This is a genomic window from Streptomyces sp. NPDC000878 (assembly GCF_053599695.1).
The window spans coordinates 1-13,929 of record NZ_JBSFMT010000004.1 but is presented as its reverse complement, the minus strand read 5'-3'; the positions used below and the strand labels follow the sequence as shown (position 1 = coordinate 13,929).

At 68.0% G+C, this 13,929-nt stretch carries 13 protein-coding genes and 2 pseudogenes; 6 read left to right on the top strand and 9 right to left on the bottom strand.

Features of this window, described 5'->3' with window-relative positions:
* Positions 1–74 precede the first annotated feature (74 nt).
* The 4 genes from ACWDR4_RS05240 to ACWDR4_RS05225 all read left to right on the top strand — a co-directional run bounded on the left by ACWDR4_RS05240 (position 75) and on the right by ACWDR4_RS05225 (position 5,267).
* Entirely contained in the window at positions 75–1,418 is a 1,344-nt protein-coding gene (locus ACWDR4_RS05240; RefSeq protein ID WP_450404088.1) for an aminomethyl transferase family protein, read from the top strand.
* Between the two features lie 209 nt (positions 1,419–1,627).
* Positions 1,628–2,092 (top strand): hypothetical protein, encoded by a 465-nt coding sequence (locus ACWDR4_RS05235; protein ID WP_450404086.1) that lies wholly within the window; start codon positions 1,628–1,630, stop codon positions 2,090–2,092.
* Between the two features lie 271 nt (positions 2,093–2,363).
* The gene (locus ACWDR4_RS05230) at positions 2,364–3,275 is read left to right on the top strand and encodes a LysR family transcriptional regulator (RefSeq protein WP_450404084.1); all 912 of its coding nucleotides are present in this window, start codon (positions 2,364–2,366) and stop codon (positions 3,273–3,275) included.
* Between the two features lie 630 nt (positions 3,276–3,905).
* Positions 3,906–5,267, top strand: a complete 1,362-nt coding sequence (locus tag ACWDR4_RS05225) for a glycine cleavage T C-terminal barrel domain-containing protein (RefSeq protein ID WP_450404081.1) — start codon at positions 3,906–3,908, stop codon at positions 5,265–5,267.
* Positions 5,268–5,399: 132 nt separating this feature from the next.
* On the opposite strand, the gene ACWDR4_RS05220 is transcribed toward ACWDR4_RS05225, so the two are convergent.
* The 3 genes from ACWDR4_RS05220 to ACWDR4_RS05210 all read right to left on the bottom strand — a co-directional run bounded on the left by ACWDR4_RS05220 (position 5,400) and on the right by ACWDR4_RS05210 (position 7,323).
* Complete coding sequence (locus tag ACWDR4_RS05220; RefSeq protein WP_450404078.1) at positions 5,400–6,437, bottom strand: alcohol dehydrogenase catalytic domain-containing protein; 1,038 nt, start codon at positions 6,435–6,437, stop codon at positions 5,400–5,402.
* A 90-nt stretch (positions 6,438–6,527) separates the two neighbouring features.
* Positions 6,528–6,941 (bottom strand): (R)-mandelonitrile lyase, encoded by a 414-nt coding sequence (locus tag ACWDR4_RS05215; protein WP_450404077.1) that lies wholly within the window; start codon positions 6,939–6,941, stop codon positions 6,528–6,530.
* Positions 6,942–7,002: 61 nt separating this feature from the next.
* On the bottom strand, positions 7,003–7,323 hold the full coding sequence (locus ACWDR4_RS05210; protein ID WP_450404074.1) for a carboxymuconolactone decarboxylase family protein: 321 nt from the start codon (positions 7,321–7,323) through the stop codon (positions 7,003–7,005).
* Positions 7,324–7,546: 223 nt separating this feature from the next.
* On the opposite strand from ACWDR4_RS05210, the gene ACWDR4_RS05205 reads away from it, so the two are divergent.
* The gene (locus tag ACWDR4_RS05205) at positions 7,547–8,440 is read left to right on the top strand and encodes a helix-turn-helix transcriptional regulator (protein ID WP_450404073.1); all 894 of its coding nucleotides are present in this window, start codon (positions 7,547–7,549) and stop codon (positions 8,438–8,440) included.
* A 234-nt stretch (positions 8,441–8,674) separates the two neighbouring features.
* Here the strand turns inward: ACWDR4_RS05205 and ACWDR4_RS05200 are convergent, their stop codons facing one another.
* Positions 8,675–9,259 (bottom strand): LLM class flavin-dependent oxidoreductase, encoded by a 585-nt coding sequence (locus tag ACWDR4_RS05200; RefSeq protein ID WP_450404634.1) that lies wholly within the window; start codon positions 9,257–9,259, stop codon positions 8,675–8,677.
* Between the two features lie 235 nt (positions 9,260–9,494).
* Here ACWDR4_RS05200 and ACWDR4_RS05195 point away from each other — a divergent pair, with 235 nt between their 5' ends.
* A complete protein-coding gene (locus ACWDR4_RS05195; RefSeq protein WP_450404070.1) occupies positions 9,495–10,010 on the top strand; it encodes a nuclear transport factor 2 family protein in 516 nt (171 codons plus the stop codon).
* A 65-nt stretch (positions 10,011–10,075) separates the two neighbouring features.
* Here ACWDR4_RS05195 and ACWDR4_RS05190 read toward each other — a convergent pair.
* The 5 genes and pseudogenes from ACWDR4_RS05190 to ACWDR4_RS05170 all read right to left on the bottom strand — a co-directional run.
* Positions 10,076–10,543 (bottom strand): annotated as a pseudogene (locus ACWDR4_RS05190) (IS5 family transposase); the annotation flags it as partial.
* A 124-nt stretch (positions 10,544–10,667) separates the two neighbouring features.
* The gene (locus ACWDR4_RS05185) at positions 10,668–10,922 is read right to left on the bottom strand and encodes a hypothetical protein (RefSeq protein ID WP_450404067.1); all 255 of its coding nucleotides are present in this window, start codon (positions 10,920–10,922) and stop codon (positions 10,668–10,670) included.
* A 615-nt stretch (positions 10,923–11,537) separates the two neighbouring features.
* Positions 11,538–11,954 (bottom strand): hypothetical protein, encoded by a 417-nt coding sequence (locus tag ACWDR4_RS05180; protein ID WP_450404065.1) that lies wholly within the window; start codon positions 11,952–11,954, stop codon positions 11,538–11,540.
* Positions 11,951–12,819, bottom strand: a pseudogene (locus tag ACWDR4_RS05175) (IS5 family transposase). Before ACWDR4_RS05175 ends, ACWDR4_RS05180 begins: the two are co-directional and overlap by 4 nt.
* Before the next feature lie 118 nt (positions 12,820–12,937).
* A protein-coding gene (locus ACWDR4_RS05170) for an IS5 family transposase (protein ID WP_450404633.1) occupies positions 12,938–13,748 on the bottom strand; the annotation gives its coding sequence in 2 pieces (ribosomal slippage) (positions 12,938–13,403 and positions 13,402–13,748; 813 coding nt in all).
* Positions 13,749–13,929: the final 181 nt, after the last annotated feature.

Sequence of the window (13,929 nt, the reverse complement as noted above, 5' to 3'; positions counted from 1 at the left end):
AACTTTGAAGGTGTCTGTTATGCGCTCCCGGGGCGCGGCGACGAGGCTGTGCGCCGGTGACCGAGAGGAATCCCATGCCGAGTCTCGAAGAAGAGATCAACAAGGCTGGAGGGGCGCTCGCCCTGCTTCGGCAGGGGCGCTCCGGGGCGTACCCGTTCCCGATCAAGGCCGAGTTCACCAACTGGCGTGACGAGCAGGAGGCGTGGCGCAACAGCGCGGCACTGATGGATCTGTCGCACCACATGACGGACCTCGTCGTGCAGGGGCCCGACACGTACAAGCTGCTGGAGCACCTCGGGGCGAACAGTTTCAAGGGCTTCGGCCCCGGCAGCGCCAAGCAGCTCATCACGGTCCGTCCCGACGGCTACATGATCGGCGACTGCATCCTGTTCTGCGTCGGTGACCACCACGTCCGCATCGTCGGCCGTCCCCCGGCCCTCAACTGGGTCCAGTTCAACGCGGACACCGGTGACTGGGATGTCACCGTCCGCCGGGACGAGCGCACCGTGAACAACCCGAAGGGCCGGGACCTGTTCCGGCTCCAGTTGCAGGGCCCGCACGCCGCGGCGATCTTCGAGAAGGTCAACGGCGGCCCGATGCCCGACATCCCGTTCTTCACCATGGGCCGCTTCAACGTCGGCCCGCACGAGGTCACCGCGCTCAACCACCGCATGTCCGGCTTCCCGGGCTACGAGTTCACCGGGCCGTACGCGGACATCGAGTCGGTGCGCGACATCATCGTGGAGGCCGGTGCCGAGTACGGACTGCGCCAGGTCGGTGCCCGCGCCTACGCGTCGGTCGCCACCGAGTCGGGCTGGATCGCCAACACCCTGCCGGCGACCTACTCCGGCGAGGACATGAAGGCGTTCCGCCAGTGGCACTCGGCGCGCTCGTTCGAGGGCAACCTCGCGCTCGGCGGCAGTTACGTCGCAGACCGGATCGAGGACTACTACACGACCCCGTGGGACCTCGGCTACGGCCACGTCATCAAGTTCGACCACGACTTCGTCGGACGCACGGGACTTGAGGCGATCAAGGACCAGCCGCACCGCCGCAAGGCCTGGGTGCTCTGGGACCGCGACGACGTCGCGAAGATCTTCGCGAGCATGTACGAGAAGGGCGACCAGCGCTTCAAGTACATGGAGATGCCGGCGGCGTTCTACACCGCCTGCCAGTTCGACCGGGTGGAGAAGGACGGCGAGCTCGTCGGAGCGGCGATGCTCACCTCGTACTCCGCGAACGTACGCGGCTGGATCTCGATCGGCACGATCGACCCGGCGGCCGCTGCCGGCGACCAGGTGGAGATCGTCTGGGGCGAGCCGAACGGCGGCTCGCCGAACCCGGCCGTCGAGCGCCACGCCCAGACGCGCGTGCGCGGAACGGTCATGGCGCGTCCGTTCGCGACGAAGAAGCACTGACGAGCCTGCGGACGGAGCAACACAATGGACGCTCTGACCCTGCAGGACGGGATCATCCAGGCGGGTTCACCGGTCGAGCCGACCCGGCCGCCCCCGGCGCACTGTCCTTCGAGGACGCGCTGGCTGTGGAGGCCCTGGCCGTACGGCCAGGCTCACGCCCTGAGGGCCTGCGGGTGGGCATCTGCCCCGGTTGGGAGGTCCCCGCGGCGGTGGACCGAGCCAGGGCCGAGCGCCTGTACGGCGAGATCCCGGCGGACCGGTGGATCCTGCCGTACGACAAGGGCACCGGCGCCGAGCTCGAGCTGATCAAGGCCCTGCCCGAGGACCGGGACGTGTGTCTGGGCGTCCTCGACCCGGCCCTGCGAGACCTTGAGGACATCGACACGGTGATGGCCCGCATGGACGCCGCCGCCGAGGTCAAGGACCTGGAGGACATGGCCATCTCGCCCTCGCGGGGCTTCGCCGACTCGGCCGCCCACCCGCTGCTGAACGCCGATGCTCAGAGGCGAAAGCTGGTCCACCTGGATATCCTCGCCCGCTACTGCTGGGGCAACGAGTTCTGGCGGGTGCGTGCGGGTGCAACGCGGGCGCCATTCGCCTCGTGGTCGACGAACAGCCTCTGGCCTTGCCCTCAAACTCTGGTGCGGTGCGGTAACCCGCACCCCGCCCCGTGAGGCGGACGTTCAGCCGAGGTCTGCAGGCCCGCACTGTGCCGAATCGAGTTATCTGTTCCCAGGTCTCGCGGTCGTGGGTGGTTTCTGTTAGCGTTACTAGATCGATCTAGTAACGCTAAGTGTGTCGATCGACTTGACCCGGATGATCTTCCGCTTCGCCACCGCCCGCCTTCCAGGTTCGTCACTGAAAGGTGGCTCTGCCCAGTTGCACCGCCCTATGTTCGACGCGGCCCGGAGGGACACCGGAGCCGTGGACGACCGGAGGAACCCCATGGACCGTCTGCTGCTCATGCGCAGTTTCGTCATCGTCGCCGACATCGGCAGTTTCAGCGGCGCGGCCAAGGTGCTGGGGTCGTCGGGATCACTCGTCTCACGTCATGTCCAGGAATTGGAGCGGCGAATCGGCGTGCGTCTTGTCAACCGCACGGCCCGCTCGGTGAGCCTCACGGAACCGGGCCTGCGGTATGCCGAGTTCTCCTCGCGCGTGCTCAAGGAGATCGAAGCGGAGGATTCCAACATCGCGCATCTGCACGACAGGGCGGAGGGCATGCTCAGCATCATCTGTCCCAAGTGGATCGGGAGCCTGGACCTCGGGGACGCCATCGCCGCGTTCTCCGCCGCGTATCCGAAGATCCAGATCCGGTTCGAGCTGGGAGGCGTGTCCGACCGGACGTACGACTTCCTGGACGGTGGTTTCGACCTGGCGTTCCACACCCGGGACCTTAGGGACTCCAACGTTCGGCTGAAGAAGATCGCCTCGCTCCCCTTCGTCCTGTGCGCGTCGAAGACGTACATCGACGAACGCGGCCCCCTGACGCGCCCCGACGACCTGGCCACCCACGACTGCCTGGTGCACGTCAACGACCCCGTCTGGCGCATCGGGCACGGTCACACCTCCACGCTGCACAAGATCCGCAACGTGGCCTTCTCGTCCAACTCGTACATCGCCCTGCAGAAAGCGGCCGTGCACGGTCGCGGCATCGCCCTGCTGCCGCAGCGGTCCGCCTACGACGATCTCGTCTCCGGGGCGCTGCAGGTCCAGCTACCCGAACTGGCGGCGCCCGACCGGCCCCTCTACGCGATCCACGGCCCCGGTCCGGGCACCCAGCGCAAGATCAGCGTCTTCCTGGACTTCCTCGCCCAGTGGTTCGCGGAGAACCCGATTCCCACGATCGGCTGTTGACATCCGCTGACACTTGCTCGGCGAAACCGTCGCCGTACGGCTGCTCGGCGCCGAGCCGGCCGCGGCGGCGAACACCGCGTCATTGGGACCGGGCCTGTCACTGCTAACTCGGCTCGGGGTGCGGAGCGTTCCCATACCCGCACGATGGACAGTCGTACTGAATCGCCCGAAGAGGGATTGGTGCCACGTCTGTCGGCCAGAAGGCCAAGAGGTTCTGGCTGGTTCTCCGACAGCCAACCCATCGGCTCCAGGCCACATTCGACGGTCTCGCTGCGCTGCTCAGACGATCCGTAGTCACGTCTGATCGTCTACGTTCTGGTCCGGCAGCGGAGCCGCACGGGAAGTTCTTCTTTGCTTGCGTAGTGCGCACCAACAGCGGTGCAGCACGCCTCTCGCTGCGGTCGGTACCATCTGTTAACGTCCACTGAATCGATCTAGTTCGCTTCGCCGACGAACAGTAGAAGGGCGACACGAGAATCCGTCGCCATGCCTCCGCGGTACTGACGGGAACAGGCTCGTACCGACAGTGTCGTCGACGCTTCGTGTCATCGGTGTTGCGGCGCCCGCGAAGCGTGTCCGTGGTCAACGGGATGGCTACGAGTTGCTCGCGTCGCAGAGTGGGAGTACGAAATGGATTTGGTCGCACAGCAGCGCAGTACCTACGAAGCGGTCCTCCGACAGAACGAGGCGCCGTTCATCACCGAGCGGCCGGCGATGTTCAGCCCGGCCGCAGCTGCCCAGGACGAGGGCAACACGCGGGGCACGTTCGGCCGCTTCGCGCAGATCCTGCTCCCCGAGGAGTACTCGGACTGGGTGGAGGAGAGCGCCGCCCACGTCGGGTCGTGCTACATCGGCGACTGGACCTCGCTGCACAAGGTGAAGGTGCACGGCCCGCAGGCGCTCGAGTTTCTCGGCAGGCTCGGGATGCGGGATCTCTCGCGTTTCGAGACCGGGCAGATCAAGCACCATGTGCAGCTCGACGAGAGCGGCTGGATCGCGTCCGAGGGCGTGCTGTGCCGGCTCGGCCCTGAGGAGTTCGTCTACACCGCGGGCAGCTGCGACTGGCTGCTGTGGCAACTGGGTCAGGGCGGATGGGACGCGGCAGCGACCGACATCAGCCCCGAGGTGTTCATCTTCGGTGTTCAGGGGCCGGCGTCCCTGGCCGCGCTGGAGAAGCTGACCGGGGACGATCTGCGCGACATCGGCTTCAGCCGCAGCAGGATGTCGACGGTCGGTGGGGTCCCGGTACGGGTCCTGCGCACCGGCATCTCGGGTGAGCTCGGCTACGAGCTGCACGGGCCGACCGAACACGCCAACGAGATCTGGGCGGCAGCCGTGGCGAGCGGGCAGGACGTCGGCATCCGTCAACTCGGCTTCCGGGCCCAGCCCGTTCAGCACATAGAGGCGGGTATCGCGACCAACGGGCTCGACTATCTGCCGGCGTCGATCCTCACGCCGGGTGCGCCGAGGCAGTTCCGCAAGGGCGCGCCCATGGGCAGTTTCGTCCCGGTGGGCGGGGTGACCGACTACTTCCGCAAGCCGGGCGAACTGGGCTGGGGGTTCCGCAAGGGCGTCCCCGACCGAGACTTCATCGGCCGGGACGCCCTCGCCAAGGACGCCGAAAGCGGTGTCCCCCCACGCCAGTTGGTCGGCCTGCGGTGGAACGAACAGGATGTCACCGGCGTCGTCACCTCGCTCCTGAACGACGCCGAACTGCCCGACCAGATGGAGATCCCTCGCTCGCGCGGTCCCCACTTCGACCAGGTGCTGGTGTCGGGCAACCCGGTGGGCGTGGCCACGGGCCGAACTGTGAGCCCGACCCTGCGGGCGATGATCTCGCTCTGCGTGATCGCCCCTGAGCACGCGACACCCGGCACGGAGGTCGTCGTCCTCTGGGGTCGTCCGGGCACCCCACAGCGGGAGATCCGGGCGACGGTCACCGCGATGCCGTTCAAGCCGGACAACCGGCGAACCGACGTCGCCAAGCTGTGACGGTCCCCCTCACGACTCCTCGCCGACCGGCCAAGTGACCACCGGTTGACGGGAGTCCGCGGCCCTCCTCGCCGGATGAAGGCGCCGGACATGCCTGTGAGCGTCCAGCGCCGCCACTTGCCATTCCCCTGGTCAGGGGGTGATGAGGACCTTGAGGGCTTCGCGCTGGTCCATAGCCCGGCAGGCGTCCGGCACCTGCTCCAGCGACAGGGTGCGGTCGAGGACACGGCCGGGATCGACGCTGCCGGCCAGGACGGCAGGCAGGAGTTCGTCGATGTAGGCACGCACGGGGGCGGGGCCACCAGTGAGCGTGACGTTGGGGCCGAAGAGGCTGGTGAAGCCGACGGGCGCGTCCTCGTACTGGGGCACACCGACACGGCTGATCACGCCGCCGGGGCGCACGGCGCCGATGGCCATGTCGTAGGCGGGCCGGTGGCCGACTGCCTCCAGGACGGCGCGGGTGCCGTGGCCGCCGGTCAGCTCGCGGACCTTGGCGATGCCTTCGTCGCCACGTTCGGCGATGACGTCGGTGGCGCCGAACGCGAGGCCGAGGTCGGTGCGCGTCTTGTGCCGGCCCATGAGGATGACGCGTTCGGCGCCCAGCCGCTTGGCGGACAGCACGGCGAGCAGGCCGACGGCTCCGTCGCCGATGACGGTGACGGAGTCGCCGGGCCGCACGCGGGCCTGCTTGGCCGCGTGGTAGCCGGTGCCGTACACGTCGGCCAGGGTGAGCAGGGAGGGGAGCAGCTTTTCGTCGACGTCCTTCGGCAGCTTGAACAGGGTGCCTTCGGCCTGTGGGACGCGGATGGCCTCGGCCTGGGCGCCGCCGATGCCGCCGACGGCGTAGAACCCGCCGTGGGGGCAGGAGGTGTGCAGGCCCTGGCGGCAGAACTCGCAGGTGTTGTCGGCGTAGGCGAAGGGGGAGACGACCAGATCGCCGCGGCGCAGCCCGCTGACCTCGGATCCCGTTTCCTCGACGATGCCGAGGAACTCGTGCCCCATGGGGACGGGCCCGTCGGCGGAGGTCAGTGAGTGGTAGGGGTGCAGGTCGCTGCCGCACACGCAGGAGCGGACGATCCGCACGATGGCGTCCGTGGGCTGCTGGATGGTGGCCTCGGGGGCGTCCTGGACACGGACGTCGCCGGCCTCGTACATGAATGCTGCCCGCATGGGACATCGCTCTTTCTGATCATCGTGGGGTCTAGCGTCCCGGCGGCACGGGACGGCGGGAGGGGGTGTTGCTCTGGCGAGTTCCCGCCGTCAGCGGCCGGTGGCGGCGTGGGCGGCGGCGTACTGCTCGTCGGTGACCGGCTCCAGCCAGGTGGTGCCGTCGCCGTTGCCGTCGCCGACGACCATGGCGATGTGGGCCATGAGGTTGGTGTCGGTGGCGCCGTGCCAGTGCTCCTCGCCGGCCGGGCACTTGACGGTTTCGCCTGCGCTGATGCGGACGACTTTGCCGTCGCGGGTGCCGACCAGGCCCACGCCGTCGGTGATGTGCAGGACCTGGCCCAGGGCGTGGGAGTGCCAGTTGGTGCGGGCGCCGGGGGTGAAGCGCACCAGTGCGGCGGCCAGACGGGTCGGCTCGGCGGGAACCTCGATCATGTTGAGGTGGACGTCGCCGGTGAAGCGCTCGGCGGGGGCCCTGAGGGTGGGGGTGTCAGTGACGTGTTCCACGGCTGGAGTCCTTGGTCGAATTTGGTGGGCGGAAGCGGTGTCGGGGCGGCAGCAGTGCTTCTCAGACGCCGCGCTCGTCGGCGATCTTCTTGAGCCTGGTGATCGCGGTCATGGCGTTGGGCCAGCCCGCGTAGAAGGCCAGGTGCGTGATCGCCTCGGACAGCTCCTCGACGCTCAGGCCGTTGTCCAGGGCCACGCTCAGGTGGTAGCCGAGCTGCTCGCCGCGGTACAGCGCGGCCAGCACGCTTACGGTGACCAGGCTTCGGTCCCGTGGGGACAGCCCGGGGCGCTCCCAGACGTCACCGAACAGGACCTCGTTGGTGACCTCGACGAGCTTGGGCGCGATTCCGGCCAGCTCCTGGGGTGCGGACTGCTTCGGCATGAGGGTGACTCCTTGATCAAAACGGGGTGGACCGGCCGATACCACTGTGGAGCGGGGGCCGTCTTCCGACAGCCGTCACAGCCCCGTGTCCCGGCCTGTTGCGGGGGGTTCAACCGCCGCCGATATCGAGGAAACCGCAGGTCAAAGGAGTCGGGAAGGGCCTGCCAATACAGGTACTGACAGGACCCCTCACATGCGCGCCGTCCGACCTAGCCTGGAATGCGTGAGTACCGAGAGCGACATCCGCGAGTTTCTGGCCTCCCGCCGCGCCAAGATCACCCCCCAGCAGGCCGGACTGCCCGCCTACGGCGGCAACCGGCGGGTGCCGGGCCTGCGCCGTGAAGAAGTCGCCCTGCTTGCCGGCGTCAGCATCGACTACTACGTCCGCCTCGAGCGCGGTCGCCTCGCCGGCGCCTCGGAGGAGGTCCTCACCGCCGTGGCGAACGCCCTCCAGCTCGATGACGCCGAACGTACCCACCTCTATGACCTGGCCCGCGCCTCCGCCAAGCGCCCCGTCCGCCGCGCCAAACGCACCAGCGGACCGCTACCGGACAGCGTCCGGCGTGTTCTGGAATCCATGAGCGACTCCCCGGCGTTCATCCGCAACGGCCGTCTGGACATCCTCGCCACCAACCGTCTCGGCCGCGCCCTCTACGCACCCCTGTTTCCCGACCGCGCGACCGAGACGGCCAACATCGCCCGGTTCCAGTTCCTCGACCCACGCGGCCGCGACTTCTTCCCCGACTGGGACGAGTCCCTGAACACCACCGTCTCCCTGCTGCGCACCGAAGCCGGCCGCGCCCCGCACGACACCGATCTGACCGGACTCATCGGCGAACTCGTCACCCGCAGCGAGGAATTCCGCACCGCCTGGGCCAAGCACAACGTGCGCCTGCACCACACCGGTCGCAAGTCCTTCCGCCACCCCTCCGTCGGCGTCGTCACCCTGGACTTCGACGCCATGGACTTGCCCGCGCAGCCCGGTCTGACCTTGACCGCATACACCGCCGCCCCCGGCACACCCGATCACGACGCCCTCCAGCTCCTCGCCGCCTGGGCCGCCACAGAAGACGCGCAGTCCATCAGCGACCCTGCTGCCACCCATCAGCAGGGCTGACCAGTGGCTCACGTTCTTGGCCCTGTCCGACACCGGTAGCGGATAGGTCACTCACGTCCTGCCCGACCTGCTCCCGCTTGTCATCGGCGCAGCCACAAGATGGGTACCACGCTGTCCGGCCAGCCAATATGGACGTGGCCTCCGCCACGGTTGACGTTGCCCGACAGGTCGGCGGCACCGTCGGCACTGCGTTCTGGTGGGCCGAGGCTGGCCCCTTGCTCGCAGCCGCCCTCATCAACGCACACCTGTCAGGCGCCGGCCTGAGATGTCGCGCCTGTAAAAGATGGGCCCCGCCCCAGATTTCAGGTCCATCGCCTCATCGAGGCGGGCCGGCGCGAAGTGCGCGGCAAAGGTGCAGGGCAGGCCCAGGTGCGCGGCGAGCGCGGCACTGCGGACGCCGGAGCCCAGCAGGTGGATCGGGACGCGGGCACCCTCACCCGGTCCGGCGCGCACCTGCCGGTCGGTGCCATGCCGGTAGGAGAGGAGTTCGGCCAGTTGCGCGGCGAAGTCCCGGCCGTCAGAGCGGCGGCGGATCGCGCTGGTGGTCCAGGCGTCGCCGCCGGGGGCGCGGCCCAGGCCGAGGTCGAAGCGGCCGGGGTGCATCGCATCGAGGGTGCCGATCTGCTCGGCGACGGCGTCATGTTGTGGTGCTCGGCGAGCCGGTAGCGGTGAAAGCCCAGGCGTTCGGCGTGGGCGGCGAGCGCGACGGTGCGCCGCAGGGCGTCGCCTACGGTGTGGCCCCGGCGGACGGGGGCGAGGTCGAGGAGCGAGAGCCGCGGGGGTGGGCTGGAGGTGCGAGTGGTGGCCATGTGCGCTGATTCGCTGTTTCCGGTATGGGAGGGGAACGGGTTCGACCGGCGGGCCCTGATGGGGGCCCCGCGCCGGATGCCTCGAAGGTAAACCTTGGCATTGGCGTTAATGTCAAGCTCCAGTAGCCCGGGGCGGTGATTGACCTTCACGTTGACGTGAAGGTCTATGTTGGCGACCGAAGCCGAGGACGCGACGCCTTCCCGGATTCCGAAGCACGAATGTGAAGCGAGAAACGGAGAGCCACATGCCGCACGATGCCGAATCCCCCCGCAGCCTGGAGGGGCTGGCCCGCCGCCTGGAGCGGATCGAGGACGTGCGCGCCATCGAGCAGCTCAAGTTCCGGTACGCGCAGTACTGCGACGACGGCTACGACGCGAAGGGCATCGCTGGCCTTTTCCGGCCGGACGGCCGCTGGATCGTCGACGGCGAGGGCGGCAGCAACGACGGCCGGGAGCAGATCGAGGCCCACTTCGCCAAGCTCTCCGAGCACATCCCCTGGGCGCTCCACTACGTCATCAACCCGCAGGTCGAGCTCGCCGAGGACGGGCAGACAGCCACGGGACACTTCCGCCTGCTGTGCCTCTGCACCATCGTGCAGGGCGACGGCTCCAGGGAGAAGGACGCGGTGATCCTCAATGTCGACTACCGGGACTTGTTCGTGAAGCACGACGGACAGTGGTACTTCCAGGAGCTGCGCGGCAGCACCCACCAGGTCTCGAACTGGGACCAGGGGTGGGTCAAGCAGCCGTTCCGGAGCTGAAACGACGGGGATCAGGGGCTGGCTGCGGAAGGCGCCGGACAGGGTCGCCGCGCTAAGACCGTGTCCTACATGGTCAGTTTGAGGAGTCGCTTGTGGCGGCAGAGGGCTGCGGCGAGTCCGAGAAAGGCCAGGTAGTTGCGGGGATGGCGCTCGTAGCGGGGGCTGAGTCTGCGGTAGCCGGACAGCCACGACATCGTGCGCTCGATCACCCACCTGCGACGGCCCAACCGTTCGCTCGACTCGATGCCTTTGCGGGCAATACGCACGCCGATCCGCTTGTCGTGCAGTCATCGCCGCAGGTCAGGAAGGTCGTAGGCTTTGTCTGCGTGCAACCGCTGAGGCTTGGAATCGGCGCTGTGGGATTCGTGTCCTACGTGGAGATGGGCCACCATCGGCTTCAGCCCGTGACTGTCGTGGGTGTTGGCGGCGGAGAGGCCGACGCGTAGGGGCAGTCCGTTCGCGTCCGACAAGACGTGCATCTTGGAACCTGGCTTACCTCTGTCCACGGGACTCGGACCTGTGTGTTCGCCCCCGTTACCTTCTTCGTGGCCTCGCGATGAGGCTCCCGGCCTTCGGCCCCGGCATGACTTCGCCCCCTCGTCGACGATGATCGAAAAAGTGGTGTCACCGGGATCGAAGGCATTGGCAGACCGCTGATTAAAGGCTCGAGCGCCGAACCCGGACCGGGGAAGGCAGTGAGCGCTCAGTGGAGCCGAACCAACGGTTCATGCCATCGGCGGTGTTGTCGGGGGCGGGCCAGCGGCGGTCGGCGCGGATGGTCCCGGCCGTGATGCCGATGCCCGCCTCCTCCAGCTCGTGGGCGGTGTACAGACGGGCGGGTTTGAGGGTGACGGCCTGGCGCTCGATGTGGTCGGCGAGCCACTGGTCGATGTCGGCCGGGTCATACGTCACCCAGCGGCCCTTTCGGCCGACGGAGGCGGGCCACGGAACACCCCCGCGTTGGCAGGACGGACCTGTCGGCATTCAGCTCTCCGGATGCCGACGGCGAAACACCCCGCGTCGGCGGGACGGACAGGAGAGCGCTCCAGCCAACTGAGCTACGAGCCGGATCACCCGCGCCTTGGCGGGACGGACCAACAGGAGTGGTACCAGCAGCGCGACACCCCCGGATCACTCCCGCGTTGGCGGGACGGACGAGTTGATGGCCGCGCAGACCGAGGTCGGCGCCGGAACACCCCCGCGTCGGCGGTTGGTGGTAGAGGACAGATCACCCCCGCGTCGGCGGGGCGGACTGCGCAACGAGCATGGCGAGAGCCTCGGGCCACGGAACACCTCCGCGTTGGCGGGACGGACCTCACCGACGGCCGCGTCATGTGCTGCCTCTGCGGAACACCCCCGCGTTGGCGGGACGGACACTTCCTGACCTGCTGCTTAGCGGCGGCTTTGCGTAGTCATTGCCAAATTGGCCGCAGGATAGCGCGTGGTCATGGCTCCACCGTACAAGTTGCCTGTTCCGGGGGTGTTGTCAGTGGGCGGTTCGTGAGTTGATGTCCGTTCCGGACTTGGTTACTGCTTCTTGCTGAAGGTGCCGGGCTCGGCCTCGGTGAGGATTCCTAGTGTGACCAGGCGTTTCATCTTGGCGCGGGTGCGTTCGACGTGTTTCGGCAGCAGCTCGAAGTCGAGGGCCTGGCAGATGTCTCGGGCCCTCAGCGGACCGGTGGTGTCGTTGAAGACGGCGAGGATGCGCGGGTAGTCCGGGTGCTCGGGCAGCTCCAGACTTCCTGCTGGGGCGACCGTCTGGGCCGGGATTCGGTCGGCGAGGCCGGTGATGGTCGTGCGGGTGATGGCGAGGTGTTCCAGACGTAGTTCGGCCTCACGGAGTTGGGTCTGCAGGGCGTCGATCTGGGTGCGGAGATCGTCGGCCAGGGCCCGGGCGGCGTCTTCCTGAAGGTCGAGTGCCTGGAGGAGAGGGTTCAGGTTCACGCGCTGATCACCCGCGGATCGCGCCAGGTGAGCGTGTTCGTGTCGGTGAGCCGACGGGCTATTACGTGGGTCATGGCCCAGTAGGCGCGTGAGGTGGAGGAGGCCGGGCGGTGTTCGTAGTCGCGGACCAGGCGCCGGTGCAGTATCAAGATCCCGAACGTCTGCTCCACCCGCCACCGTTTGGGCTGCGGAACGAATCCCCGCTCCTCAGGGTTCCGCTGGACGATCTCGACGTCGATGCCGAGGGCGGCCCCGTGATGCCGAGGGCGGCCCCGTGCGTGACGACCTGGTTTTTGAAGCCCTGGTCGACCAGGGCCTTGCTGACCGAGCCGCCGGCCGCGACGGCGACCTGGTCGAGCAGCGCGATGCCGGCGGCGTTGTCGTGGACACTCGCGGCCAGCACGGTGACGGCGATGACCAGGCCGAGGACGTCCACGGCCAGGCCCCGCTTGCGGCCCGGCACTCGTTTCGCGGCGTCTTTGCCCGTCGTGACCGCGGGGACCCCGGTGGCCGCCCGGACACTCTGGGTGTCCAGGATCACCAGGGTCGGGTCCTCTAATCGCCGGTTCCTCTCCCGCACCTGGCAGCGCAGAAGTTCATGGATCTGCTGGTCGGTGCCGTCGTCCCGCCAGGCGGCGAAGTAGTAGTACGTCGCACTCTTCGGCGGCAGGTCGTTCGGCAGGAGAGCCCACTGACAGCCGGTCCGGGACTGGTAGAGGATCGAGTTCACGATCTCCCGCATCGAGTAGCGGCCCCGGTGGCCGCTGACGGAACGGTGCTGGTTCTTCCAGGCCGTGAGCACCGGCTCGATCAACGCCCATTGCTCGTCCGTCAAGTCGCTCTGGTACGGCTTGCGTTCACTCACCCCACCGATCCCAGCAGGCCACCAGCATCGGACAGGCACGTTCCGCCTCCGTCCACACCATCAGGCGACACCAGAACGGCGCATATAATCACGAACCGCCCACTGAGAGTAACAACGGCTAACACAATGAGCTGAGTTGTCGGTGGGTGATGAGGCAGCAGGCGAGTTTGAGGAACGCTTCGTGGATGTCGGCTCTTCGTTCCCAGCGGATGCGCAAGCGGCGGAAGCCGTGCAGCCAGGCGAAGGTGCGCTCGACCACCCACCGGTAAGTACCCAGCCCAGTGCTGTGCCGGGTGCCGCGTCTGGCGATGGCGGGCACGATGCCGCGATCGCGGACCTGGCCGCGGTAGATGTCGTGGTCGTAGCCCCGGTCGGCGAAGAGCGAGTCAGGCTTGCGGCGGGGCCGGCCAACTCGGCCGCGGACGGGCGGGATCGCGTCGAGCAGCGGGATCAGCTGGGTGACGTCGTTGCGGTTGCCGCCGGTCAGCAGGACGGCGAGCGGGGTCCCGTGGCCGTCGGTGATCAGGTGGTGTTTCGAGCCGGCCCGGCCCCGGTCGACCGGCGACGGGCCCGTGTGCTGCCCCTTTTAACGCCCTGACGTGGGAGGAGTCGACCACGCAGCGGGACCAGTCCAGCCGCGAGGCCGCGTTCAACTCAGCAAGCAGGACCTCGTGCAGCCGCTGCCAGACCCCTGCCTCGTTCCAGTCCCGCGGACGGCGCCAGCACGTCATGCCCGACCCGAACCCCAACTCCTGGGGCAGGTACTCCCACTGGATTCCGGTGTGCAGCACGTACAAGATCCCGCACAGCACCTCCCGGTCGGGCAACGCCTTGCGCCCCGGATACCGGAACCTGCGCTCACGCTGCGGCAGCAACGGCTCCAGACGGTCCCACAGCTCATCCGACACGATCCACGGCGATGTCCCCACGTCCAGCCGAACGCTCAACTCCCGCCCCGGACACGGCCATCAGCGCCAACCCACCTCATTGTGTCAGCCGTTGTAAGGCCTGCCACTGGCTTCGTAGGTGACGGTGGACTCCACTTGTAGGTCAGTTCTGACTCCACCCGGCGCCTGGGGGACCTGATTTTGTAGGTGAGAAATGACTCCA